This is a genomic window from Caulobacter sp. (assembly GCF_035254145.1).
GTDB lineage: Bacteria > Pseudomonadota > Alphaproteobacteria > Caulobacterales > Caulobacteraceae > Caulobacter.
This window is the reverse complement of sequence record NZ_DATFAV010000260.1, coordinates 1-10,450: the sequence shown is the minus strand read 5'-3', so window position 1 is coordinate 10,450 and position 10,450 is coordinate 1. Positions and strand designations below refer to the sequence as shown.

Sequence of the window (10,450 nt, the reverse complement as noted above, 5' to 3'; positions counted from 1 at the left end):
ACGTGCCTCTGTTCATCTCCGAAGGGTCATCCCAGGAGAAGCGGGTGCGCATCGAAGAGAGCCACTATCTGAAGGCCGCCTCCGACTGCTTGGCCGCCGCCTGCGACGACTCTGACGCCAGCCTCTTCATTCTCGGCCATTCGCTGCGCGACGAAGACGCGCATATCTTCGAGAAGATCGCCGAAGGACGCGTGTCCGAGGTCTTCGTGTCCGTTCGCGATCCGGATTCGCTGGAAATGAAAGCCGAGATCCGCAAAACGACCGCGCTGTGGGTGGGTAAACGCGCGCAACGCGGCGGCCCAGCGCTTAAGGTTTTCAGCTACAACCCCGCCGAAGCCGCCCCCTGGGGCTAGCCCACCGCCGCCGCCGCGAAGTCGCGCCAGGTCTTGGCTTCCTTGCGGAAGTGGGCGTGGGTCTTGGCCAGGCGCTTGTCGATCTCGGCCAGGCGGGCGCGCGCCTCGTCCTTGCGGCCCATGCGCGCCAGGAACACGGTGTAGCGGGCCACGCCCTCGAAGCCGGGATAGTTGTCGGCGGCCCAGCTGAGCGCCGTGTCGGCCTGTTCCTCGCGGCCCAGGGCCTGATAGACGCGGCCAAGCGCCAGCATGGTGTGGGGGGTGCGGCCGGCGGTGGGTTGCTCGCCCAGCTTTTCCAGCAGCGGCAAGGCCTCGGCCGGGCGGTTCAGTTCGATCAGGGCGTTGGCGCGGCCCAGCAGCAGCTGGGCGTCGTCGGCGTACATGCCCGTCAGGCTGTCGGCGTAGAGGCGCTCGGCCTCGGCGTGCTTGCCCAGTTCCGTGGCGGCCACGGCCAGGCGCACCCGGTTGGCGACGGTGGGGGCGTCATCGACGGCCTGGGCGGCCTCGCGGTACTCGCGCTGCGGGTCGAGGGCCTTGCGCGCGGCCGCGCCGACCTTGCGGGCGGTCTTGCCGCCCCACAGTCCCGGGCCGATCACGGCCACGAAATAGACGATCCCGCCGATCGGCTGCAGGGCCAGGATGATCCATAGCCAGTACATCTGCTGGCCCGTGCGCACGGCGTGGACGCACAAGACGATGGCGATCAGGAACGACAGGCCAAGCAGCGGCAGCGGAAGCGAGAACATCAGGACCTCGAAAACTTCAGTTTCGGTCTTTCCCGCGCGCGAAGGCGGCCGTCAATCTTCGGATTTGCCCGGCTTGCGCGGATCGGCCTTGGGCGCGGGGGCCAGACGCATGACCTCGGCCTGATAGCGTTCGTCGTCGCCGACGGCCGCGAAGGGCAGGGCGTCGGCGATGGCGTCCAGCATCGGGTCCAGCCACTGGTGCTCGACCTTGTGGAAGTCGCCCAGCACGTAGTGCATGACCGCGTCCTTGTGGCCCGGATGGCCGACGCCGATGCGCCCCCGGCGGAAGGCGTCGCCGACCTGGCTGGTCACCGAGCGGATGCCGTTGTTGCCCGCCGCCCCACCACCGGCCTTCATCCGGAAGCGGCCGGGCGCCATGTCGATCTCGTCGTGGAAGACGATGACGTCGGCGGGCTGGAGCTTGAAGAACTTCATGGCCTCGCCCACGGCGCGGCCGCTCTCGTTGTAATAGGTCTTGGGCTTGAGCAGCAGCAGCTTGACCGGACCGTCGGGCGTATTGACCTGCCCCTCGCAGGCCACCCCCTGGAAGCGCGCGCGCCACGGGGCCGTCCCCCACTTTCGGGCGAGAGCGTCGACGGCCATGAAGCCGACGTTGTGGCGGTTCTTCTCGTACTTGGGCTCGGGATTGCCCAGGCCGGCGAGGATCAGCATCGTTTTGTTCTCAAGGGGACAAACAAAAACGGGCGGACCCGAAGGCCCGCCCGCTCTTTAAATCGCTTTGGTCGACGGACCGAGCGCCGATTAGCCTTCGGCGGTCGTGGTGTCGCCTTCGTCAGACTGGGCGGCGGCCGAGGCCTTGACGTTGGCAATCACGAAGTCGCGGTCCATGGCGGGCTTCACGCCGGCCGGCAGCTTGACTTCCGAGATGCGGATGACATCGCCGATGTCGTGGTTGGCCAGGTCGATGACCAGCTCTTCCGGGATCTTGTCGGCCGGGCAGGCCAGCTCGACGGTGTGACGGATGACTTCCAGCGTGCCGCCCTTCTTCAGGCCGACCGAGACGTCCTGGTTCTTGAAGTGGACCGGGACTTCGATCTTGATCAGCTGGTGCTCGTCGACGCGGTACAGGTCGAAGTGGACCGGCTCGTCGGTGACGGGGTGGAACTGGACGGCCTTGGCGATGACCGATTGCTTCTCGTCGCCGTGCTGCAGGGTGACCAGGTGGCCCAGCAGCTTGCCGGTGTACAGCGACTTGCGGAATTCGTTGGCCTTCACGGCGATGCCGACGGGAGCCTTGCCGCCGCCGTACAGGACGCCCGGAATCTTGCCTTCGCGACGGACGGCGCGCGCCGCGCCGGTGCCGGCGCCTTCACGGATTTCGACGTTCAGAATGATCTCGGCCATATCAATATCTCTCTGGAGAGCCGGATGCTCTCGAAGGTGGCCCATCGCACAAGACTGGATTGCCTGGCCCGACGGCGCCTTTTTGGGGTCGCGCTACATACACAAAAGGGCCGGGCGACGCAACGCCCGGCCCTTTCGGCTCGATAGATCGGTAAATCAGCTCTTCTTGGAGACCGCCTTGCGGACGGGCTTCTTCACGGTGGTCTTGGCCGTCTCGACGCGGGGCGGGGGCGGCGGCTCGGGCGGCAGGGCCGCGCCGGTGGCCTTGGCCACGCAGGCGCCGGTGTCGATCAGGATGTGCTGGCCCAGGCAGAAGATGTCCTCGTAGTGCGGCTTGGACACCGCCAGGCACTGGTAGAGGTTCAGCTTGGCCATGTTCAGGCAGTTGGCCGTGCTCCAGTCGGCGCTCAGGGCGTCGATCGAGGCCAGGTTGTTGTCGCCGGCGGCGCCCAGGGCGGCCAGGGCGGCCACGGCCAGGCCACGGATCACGACGGGCTGGTAGGGCGCGGTCGCCGCGCGAGGCGTCAGCCCCAGCGACTGTCCGCCGGTGGAGGCCTGCTGCAGCACCGCCACGTCGCCGCTCTCGGCCAGGGCCGGGACGGTCGACAGGCTCTTGGCCGAGGCCAGGCGGCCGTCGCGATCGGTGACGAAGCCCTTGGACCAGGCCGCGTGCTGCACGTCGTAGGCCGCCTGCTTCACGGCCTTGCCGGCGGTGTAGACCTTCAGGCCGTCGCCGCCGATCTGGTCGATGATCAGCCCCGCGGCGCTGTCGGCGCCCTTGAACACGGCCGCGTAGGAGGGGTTGGAGAAGATGTTGTTGATCATCTCCTGGCGCTGGGCCGGGTTGGCCGCCACTTCGCGCACCGAGGCGACGAAGGTGGGATCCTGCAGGGCCAGCACGGCCGCGTAGGCCACCGCGCCGTTCATGAACGACTTGGGCTCATAGGCCGCGCCGACCTTCAGGGAGGTCTGGATCTGGTCGCCGTTCTGGAACGTGGGCGAGACGGCCGCGGCGCGGGCCATGTAGCCCCGGAACGCGCTGGCGCGCTCGACGACCTTGGACGACAGGGTGATCGGCGGCGGCGGCGGCGGGGCCTGGACCAGCGGCGGGGGCGGGGGCGGAGAGCTGCAGGCGGCGATGACCGCGGCCAGCGCCACGGCGGTCGTCGTCAGAACGACCCGCGTACGCGAAAAGGAACGCATTTCGTGAACTTCCCCATCAAGTCTAGGCCGGCGCATACCACCTCGGGCGGGCGACATTGTGACTGTCGCTCCGTTAACCAAGCTTTTACAAGCGTGACCGTGGCGCCGGGACGTTTTGGCGCGCGCCGGTTAACCATGTTTGAAGGGCGCGAACGAGCGAAGACCCTAGGACGAGCCGATATTCAGCAAGGAGCCTGGGTCAATAACTCGCCTTCCTGGGCCTTGTGCCCAGGACCCATGGCTCAGGAGCTATGGCTTTGGGTCGTGTTCTAGGTCTAGCCGCTTCGAGACCCAAAAAGGCCGAGCACGCCGCTGGCATGGGTCCTGGGCACAAGGCCCAGGAAGGCGGAAATGACCGTCAATCGCCTAGTCGAACAGCTTCGACACCGACTCTTCGTTGGCGATGCGGCGAATGGCTTCGCCGATCAGCGGGGCGCACGAGACGTAGCGGATCTTCGGGCAGGCCTTGGCGGGGTCCGAGGCCTCGATCGAGTCGGTGACCACCAGCTCGGTCAGCACCGAGTTGGCGACGCGATCCACCGCCGCGCCCGACAGGACGCCATGGGTGATGTAGGCGCTGACCGACTTGGCGCCGTGGTTGATCAGGGCCTGGGCGGCGTTGCACAGGGTGCCGGCCGAGTCGGCGATGTCGTCGAACAGGATGCAGCGGCGATCCTTGACGTCGCCGATGATGTTCATGACTTCCGATTGGCCGGGACCCGAGCGGCGCTTGTCGACGATGGCCAGGTCGGCGTCTTCCAGGCGCTTGGCCAGGGCCCGGGCGCGAACCACGCCGCCGACGTCCGGCGAGACCACCATCAGGTCGTCGCCCATCTTGTAGTGACGGCGCACGTCGTCGGCCAGCAGGCGCGAGGGCAGCAGGTTGTCGGTCGGGATGTCGAAGAAGCCCTGGATCTGGCCGGCGTGCAGATCCATGGTCAGGACCCGGTCGGCGCCCGAGCGGGTGATCAGGTTGGCCACCAGCTTGGCCGAGATCGGGGTGCGGCCGCCGGTCTTGCGGTCCTGGCGGGCGTAGCCGAAGTAGGGGAGCACCGCGGTGATCCGCTTGCCCGACGCGCGCTTCAGCGCGTCGATGCAGATCAAGAGCTCCATCAGGTTGTCGTTGGCCGGATAGCTGGTCGACTGGATGACGAAGACGTCCTCGCCCCGCACGTTCTCGTCGATGGTGACGAACACCTCGAGGTCGGCGAACCGGCGCACCTGGGCGCGGGTCAGCGGCATGTCGAGATATTCCGCGATCGCCTGGGACAGCGGGCGGTTCGAGTTGCCGGACAGCAGCTTCATGGGGGGCGCTCTGGGGTGGGGGTCGACCGTTGCCGGGCCTTCTAGCAGGCGAAGCTCCAGGTACAAGTGTTAACGGCGAGACTTTTTCGTTTCCGTACGCGGAGGATCGTCGGCGTGGTGCGGGCGCCTCACGCTTCCAGCATGATCGCCGACAGCAGCCGGCCGTAGTCGCCCTCGCCGTTCAGGAAGGCGCGGCGGTTGGAGAAGAACCATTCCTCCTCGGCGCGGGTGTCGCGTCCGACCCATTCGCGGCGTTCGACGCCGGCGGTCTCCAGGCGGTCCAGCACGAAGGCGGGAAGGTCGAAGAAGCGCTTGTCCTCGCTCGCGCCCGGCTTGAAGAACCGGCCCGAGCCCGGGCAGTCGGCCTCGAAGCGGTGCAGGAAGTCCCGCCCCACTTCGTAGGACTTGGGGCCGATGCAGGGGCCGACGACGCCGGTCATTCGGGCGGGATCGGCGCCCAGCTCGACCATGCGGTCAACCGCGGCCTGGACCACGCCGTCCAACGCCCCGCGCCAGCCGGCGTGGGCGGCCGCCACGACCCGGGCCTCGGGATCGACCAGCAGCACCGGGGCGCAGTCGGCCGCCAGGGCGCCGCAGATCACGCCGGGGGTCTTGCTGACCACCGCGTCGCCCTCCGGCCGCGCGTCGCCCCACGAGCCGTCGGCGGTGATCGCGATGGTCGAGTGGATCTGATAGCAGACGTTCAGGTCCTCGGGCGCGCCGCCGAACCAGCGCGCGGCGCGGGCGCGGTTCTCCTCGACATCGGCTGGCTCGTCCTTGCTGCCGCGCCCGACGTTCAGGCTGGCGTAAAGGCCGCTCGAAACCCCGCCCTGGCGTGTGAAGAAGGCGTGCTTCACCCCCGGAAGGCTGGAGAGCAGCGGCGACTGGACGGTCGGCAGGTCGGACTTCTTGATCATGTCGCGTCCTCGAAGAGGGGGGGCGAAAGGTCGGGCGCGGAAAGGCACGCCACCTTGAACAGAGCGCCCATCTGCGCCTGCCCGACCAGACGATCAAGCTGTCTTGCGATCTGATCGGCGCGATCGGGGCGCGCGACCGCCAGGGCCTGGGCGCGAGCCTCGATTCCGAGGGCCCGCAGGAAGTCGCCCTGGGTCAGGATCGGGCCGGCCTTGGCCCCGGCTTCGCGGGCGGCGGCGAGCACGGCGGGGAAGTCGGCCCAGACGGTCAGGTCCGCCAGGCCGGCGGTCTTCAGCGGGTCGACCTTGGCGTGGTTCTGGACGGCCTGAAGCGTATCGCCGGCCTCGGCCGCGGCCCGGCCGTAGTCGATCAGCAGCGCCGCCCCGCCGTCGGTCACGAGGCGATGGGCGATGTCGGAGGCGAGAGCCGCCTGGGCGGGAGAGGATTCGACGACAGCGCCGACCGCCAAATCCTCCCCCCCGAGGGGGAGGTGGTCCCCCCGGGTCGCGCTCTGCGCGCGCCCGAGGACAGGCTCCGGACCGGAGAGGGGAGGGGCAAGGTCGGCGGAACTTCCCCCTCCGTCCGCTGCGCGGACACCTCCCCCTCGGGGGGGAGGATTTAAGGGCCGCAACCCGAACGCCAGCTCGCCATCCTCGCCCAGCCCGATCACCCGCTCGGCCCAGCCGGCCTTGGTCCGTGTGAACTGGCGGGCGGGCAGGCAGTCGAGCAGTTCGTTGGCGATCAGGATCATCGGCGCGCCGCCGGGAACCTCGTCCAGGCGGGAGACCCAACGCGGGACCTCGCCCAGGCGCTGCGCCTGCCTGGCCCGCAGCGGCTCCGACACCTCGACCAGCCACACTTCGGCCGCCGCCAGGAACGCCGGCTCAAGCCGCGCGGCGCGCAGCAGGTCGCTCATCAGCGTCCCGTCGCCCGGGCCCATCTCGACCAGACGGAACGGCGCGGGGCGGCCCATGCGGGTCCAGGTCTCGATCGCCCACAGGCCGATCAGCTCGCCGAACATCTGGCTGACCAGCGGCGCGGTGATGAAGTCGCCGCCCTTGTCCCCCAGCGCCGGGCGCGTGGCGTAGTAGCCGTCGCGCGGGTCGTGCAGGCAGCGGGTGAAGAACTCGGGCACGCCGATCGGCCCGTCCTGGGCGATCTGGGCTTTCAGGCGGTCGAGCAGGCTCATGGGGTCAGGCGGCGGCCTGCGCCGGCGCGCGCAGCGAACGCCACAGCAACCAGCCGCCGACCAGGATCATCGGCGCCGACAGCAGCATGCCCATGGTCAGGCCCAGCGGGAAGTCGGGCATGCCGATGTCTGGATTGCGCACGTTCTCCAGCGACAGGCGGAAGACGCCGTAGGCCAGCAGGAAGGTCGCCACCAGGGCGCCGCGCCGTTGCAGCCACTTCAGCCGATAGATGGCGAAGGTCAGGATCAGGAACAGCAGCAGGCCCTCCAGGCCCGCCTCGTAGAGCTGGCTGGGATGGCGCGGCAGTTCTCCGGCCGGGCAGATGTGCTGGGGATGGCTGGCCCGGATGGTCTCGTTGCAGAACACGATCCCCCAAGGGCCGTCCGTGACCCGTCCCCACAGCTCGCCGTTGATGAAGTTGGCGATGCGGCCGAAGAACAGGCCGATCGGGACCACCGGCGCGATCAGGTCGCCCAGTTTCAGCACGTCGATCGCATTGCGGCGGGCGAACAGGGCGATGGCCGCGCAGACGCCCAGGAAGCCGCCGTGGAAGGACATGCCGCCCTCCCAGATCTTGAAGGCGTCCATCGGATGGGCCAGCAGCCACGTCCGCTGGGCTTCGTTGGGCAGCATGTAGAAGAGGATGTAGCCCAGGCGCCCGCCCAGGATGATGCCCAGGGTGATCCACAGAACGAGGTCGTCGATCTGCAGCGGCGTGGCCGTTGGCGCCCGTCCGCCCCAGAGGCCGGGCGTCTTCACCAGGCGCACCGCGTAGCGCCAGCCCAGCAGGATCCCCGCCACATAGGCCAGGGCGTACCAGCGCAAGGCCAGCGGCCCCCACTGTAGGGCCAGCGGGCCGATATGGACCACGGGGTCGATGTTCGGAAAGATCACGCCGGACAGCTCCGTTCGGGACAGATCGTCGCACCTCTATAACCTTCGGGGTTCGCTTTCATCCCCTGTTTCCCATATAAGAATGGCTCGCCCATCCGCGGGCGCGTGGAAAGCCGATGCACAGCCAGAACCCGATCCTCGACGAATTCGCCAAGCTGACCCAGGCGGCCATGGGCATCGCCCAGACCGCGGGCGAGGAAGCGAAGTCCGCGATGCGGGCCCAGGCCGATCGGCTCGCGGCCGAGTTCGACCTGATCCGCCGCGACGATTTCGAGGCCTTGAAGGCCGAGGTCGCCGCCCTGCGCGAAGAGATCGCTGGCCTCAAGGCGGCCAAGAAGGCTCCCGCCAAGAAGAGCGCCGCGTCGGGCGAATAGCCGCCAGACAGCTCGCCCCCGGCGTGAAGCGAGTTGAGACGAACGCCGCGAAGCAGATTACTGTCCCGAGTACGTGAGCGATTCACGGCGGGGCTCACCCCCGCCCGCGCTGGCGGGGACGCAGGATTCTCATGGACACCCAACCGGAAGAAGACGACGTCCTGATGGCTCTCGATCCGCTCGAAGTGGTCGAGCACGTGCTGTCAGCCGAAAACCTCACCTTCGATCGCACCGAGGACGGTGACCTGGCCTTCGCCCTGAAAGGCGACTGGAAGGACTACGAGTTGTGGTTCGCCTGGCGCCCCGAGGCCGACTGCCTGCAGCTGTGCCTGTCGCTGGACCTGCGCGCGCCGAAGTCCAAGCGCACCAACGCCTACGAACTCCTGGCCCTGATCAACCAGCGCGTCTGGCTGGGCCATTTCGAGGTCTGGACCGAGGACGGCGAGGTGGTGTTCCGCCACGCCCTGGCCCTGCCGGCTGGCGAGCGCCCGACCATGGCCCAGGCCGCCTCGATGATCGACGCGGCGGTGGAGGCGGCCGACCGCTTCTTCCCGGCCTTCGACTTCCTGCTGCAGGGCGCGAAGACTCCGGACCAGGCCATGGCCGCCTGCATGTTCGAGACCGTCGGCCAAGCTTAATTCGCGCTTGTCATCCCGGCCGAAAGCCCGCATCGCGGGCTTGAAGAGCCGGGACCGCGACAGGCGCGGCGCATCCGGCGGTCCCGGCTTTCGTCGGGATGACAGGTTTGGAGCGTGACCATGACCCCCATCCTCCTTCTGGGCGCTGGACGCATGGGCGGGGCCCTCGTCCAGGGCTGGCGCGACGCAGGCGCCTTCGCGACCGCCGACCTGATCGTCCGTGATCCGAACATCGACGCCGCCGCCTTCGCGGGCGCGCGGGTCAATCCGCCGCTGGAGGCGCTTTCCGCCGCCAAGACGGTGCTACTGGCCGTCAAGCCGCAGATCTGGCGCGAGGCGGTCAAGGACGTCGTGCCGCACCTGGCGCCCGACGCGGTCATCGTCTCGATCGCCGCCGGGGTGCGCGCGGCCGACATTTCCGAAGTCTTCGGCGGCCGTCGCGTGGCCCGGGTCATGCCGACCACCGCCGTCGCCATCGGCCGGGGCGCGGCCTCGATCTTCGCCGAGGACGCCGAGGCTCTGGCCCGCGCTCAGGCGCTGTTCGCGCCGGTCGCCGCCGTCTCGGTGCTGCCGGCCGAGGATCTGATGCACGCGGCCACCGCCGTCTCCGGCTCGGCCCCGGCCTATCTCTACGCCTTCGTCGAGGCGCTGGAGGCCGCCGGCTCGGCCCAGGGTCTGGACCCCGCCGACAGCGCGAAACTGGCCAGGGCCACGATCATCGGCGCGGCGGCCTTGATGGCCCAGAGCGGCGAAGAGCCGGCCGAGCTGCGCAAGCAGGTCACCTCGCCGGGCGGCACCACGGCGGCGGCGCTGTCGGTGCTGATGGGCGAGGGTGGTTTCGGTGATTTGCTGCCGCGAGCGCTGGACGCGGCGGTGGCGCGATCGAAGGAACTGGGGGGCTGAGAAAAATCCCTCTCCTATAGGGAGAGGGCGGGGCCCGCGCCGCAGGCGTGGGAGGGTGAGGGGCTACACCTCTTACCCTTGAAACCCCTCACCTCCCGCCGCTACGCGGCGGGTCCCTCCTCTCCCTATGGGAGAGGGGTTGTTTCGGGGCGCTCTTCGGCTCATCTGAATCGCCATGACCGACGACATCCTCGACCGCGCCGCCGACGCGGCGCTCGCCCTGGCGGCCGATCAGCCCTGGCCCTCTGTCTCGCTGCGCGACATCGCCGTGAAGGCCGGGGTTCCGTTCCCGGAGCTCTACGCCAGAGCTCACAGCCGGCTGGCGGTGCTGGCGCGGGTCTCGGAGCGCTTCGACCGCGCGGCCCTGGACATCGACTACCCGCAAGACTCCGCCGCCCACGACCGCCTGTTCGACGCCGCCATGGCCCGGCTGGAGGCGATGGAGCCGCATCGGACCGCCCTGCTGAACATCGCCAAGGCCGAGGGGCCGCTGGTTTCGGCGACCCGCTTCCCGAGCATCGCCCGCGCCATCCTCGAGGCGGCCGGCGTCCCCGCCACCCCGCC

13 protein-coding genes are annotated in these 10,450 nt (G+C 69.1%); 5 read left to right on the top strand and 8 right to left on the bottom strand.

Annotated features, from left to right (window positions below; translation table 11 throughout):
* Window positions 1-353: DUF4917 family protein (locus VJ655_RS15965; RefSeq protein ID WP_324112756.1), on the top strand; the 353-nt coding region annotated here is incomplete at its 5' end.
* Here VJ655_RS15965 and VJ655_RS15960 read toward each other — a convergent pair.
* The 8 genes from VJ655_RS15960 to lgt all read right to left on the bottom strand — a co-directional run bounded on the left by VJ655_RS15960 (window position 350) and on the right by lgt (window position 7,971).
* Window positions 350-1,099: a tetratricopeptide repeat protein gene (locus VJ655_RS15960; RefSeq protein ID WP_324112755.1), complete on the bottom strand. Its 750-nt coding sequence runs from the start codon at window positions 1,097-1,099 to the stop codon at window positions 350-352. The genes VJ655_RS15965 and VJ655_RS15960 overlap by 4 nt on opposite strands.
* Window positions 1,100-1,150: 51 nt before the next feature.
* A complete protein-coding gene (gene pth, locus VJ655_RS15955; protein WP_324112753.1) occupies window positions 1,151-1,771 on the bottom strand; it encodes an aminoacyl-tRNA hydrolase in 621 nt (206 codons plus the stop codon).
* A gap of 90 nt (window positions 1,772-1,861) precedes the next feature.
* The gene (locus tag VJ655_RS15950; RefSeq protein ID WP_324112752.1) at window positions 1,862-2,464 is read right to left on the bottom strand and encodes a 50S ribosomal protein L25/general stress protein Ctc; all 603 of its coding nucleotides are present in this window, start codon (window positions 2,462-2,464) and stop codon (window positions 1,862-1,864) included.
* Window positions 2,465-2,620: 156 nt separating this feature from the next.
* The gene (locus VJ655_RS15945) at window positions 2,621-3,667 is read right to left on the bottom strand and encodes a hypothetical protein (RefSeq protein ID WP_324112750.1); all 1,047 of its coding nucleotides are present in this window, start codon (window positions 3,665-3,667) and stop codon (window positions 2,621-2,623) included.
* 366 nt (window positions 3,668-4,033) lie between these two features.
* Complete coding sequence (locus VJ655_RS15940; protein WP_324112749.1) at window positions 4,034-4,972, bottom strand: ribose-phosphate pyrophosphokinase; 939 nt, start codon at window positions 4,970-4,972, stop codon at window positions 4,034-4,036.
* Between the two features lie 128 nt (window positions 4,973-5,100).
* Entirely contained in the window at window positions 5,101-5,886 is a 786-nt protein-coding gene (gene pgeF, locus VJ655_RS15935) for a peptidoglycan editing factor PgeF (RefSeq protein ID WP_324112758.1), read from the bottom strand.
* Entirely contained in the window at window positions 5,886-7,076 is a 1,191-nt protein-coding gene (locus VJ655_RS15930; protein WP_324112747.1) for a class I SAM-dependent methyltransferase, read from the bottom strand. The genes pgeF and VJ655_RS15930 overlap by 1 nt, the downstream gene beginning before the upstream one ends.
* 4 nt (window positions 7,077-7,080) lie before the next feature.
* Window positions 7,081-7,971 carry a prolipoprotein diacylglyceryl transferase gene (gene lgt, locus VJ655_RS15925; RefSeq protein ID WP_324112745.1) on the bottom strand — a complete coding sequence of 297 codons (891 nt, stop codon included), beginning with the start codon at window positions 7,969-7,971 and terminating at the stop codon, window positions 7,081-7,083.
* A 116-nt stretch (window positions 7,972-8,087) separates the two neighbouring features.
* Here lgt and VJ655_RS15920 point away from each other — a divergent pair, with 116 nt between their 5' ends.
* The 4 genes from VJ655_RS15920 to VJ655_RS15905 form a co-directional block, all read left to right on the top strand.
* Window positions 8,088-8,345 carry an accessory factor UbiK family protein gene (locus tag VJ655_RS15920; protein WP_324112743.1) on the top strand — a complete coding sequence of 86 codons (258 nt, stop codon included), beginning with the start codon at window positions 8,088-8,090 and terminating at the stop codon, window positions 8,343-8,345.
* Between the two features lie 131 nt (window positions 8,346-8,476).
* Window positions 8,477-8,983 carry a YbjN domain-containing protein gene (locus tag VJ655_RS15915; RefSeq protein ID WP_324112741.1) on the top strand — a complete coding sequence of 169 codons (507 nt, stop codon included), beginning with the start codon at window positions 8,477-8,479 and terminating at the stop codon, window positions 8,981-8,983.
* A 120-nt stretch (window positions 8,984-9,103) separates the two neighbouring features.
* The gene (gene proC, locus VJ655_RS15910) at window positions 9,104-9,886 is read left to right on the top strand and encodes a pyrroline-5-carboxylate reductase (RefSeq protein WP_324112739.1); all 783 of its coding nucleotides are present in this window, start codon (window positions 9,104-9,106) and stop codon (window positions 9,884-9,886) included.
* A gap of 175 nt (window positions 9,887-10,061) precedes the next feature.
* Window positions 10,062-10,450, top strand: a 389-nt coding sequence (locus VJ655_RS15905) for a TetR family transcriptional regulator (protein ID WP_324112737.1), incomplete at its 3' end; no start/stop codon positions are given.

Excerpts from the sequence above, each read along its gene's own strand:
- VJ655_RS15960 (WP_324112755.1), bottom strand. The coding sequence starts at position 1,099 with ATGTTCTCGCTTCCGCTGCCGCTGCTTGGCCTGTCGTTCCTGATCGCC.
- pth (WP_324112753.1), bottom strand. The coding sequence starts at position 1,771 with ATGCTGATCCTCGCCGGCCTGGGCAATCCCGAGCCCAAGTACGAGAAG.
- VJ655_RS15950 (WP_324112752.1), bottom strand. The coding sequence starts at position 2,464 with ATGGCCGAGATCATTCTGAACGTCGAAATCCGTGAAGGCGCCGGCACC.
- VJ655_RS15945 (WP_324112750.1), bottom strand. The coding sequence starts at position 3,667 with ATGCGTTCCTTTTCGCGTACGCGGGTCGTTCTGACGACGACCGCCGTG.
- VJ655_RS15940 (WP_324112749.1), bottom strand. The coding sequence starts at position 4,972 with ATGAAGCTGCTGTCCGGCAACTCGAACCGCCCGCTGTCCCAGGCGATC.
- VJ655_RS15930 (WP_324112747.1), bottom strand. The coding sequence starts at position 7,076 with ATGAGCCTGCTCGACCGCCTGAAAGCCCAGATCGCCCAGGACGGGCCG.
- VJ655_RS15920 (WP_324112743.1), top strand. The coding sequence starts at position 8,088 with ATGCACAGCCAGAACCCGATCCTCGACGAATTCGCCAAGCTGACCCAG.
- VJ655_RS15915 (WP_324112741.1), top strand. The coding sequence starts at position 8,477 with ATGGACACCCAACCGGAAGAAGACGACGTCCTGATGGCTCTCGATCCG.
- proC (WP_324112739.1), top strand. The coding sequence starts at position 9,104 with ATGACCCCCATCCTCCTTCTGGGCGCTGGACGCATGGGCGGGGCCCTC.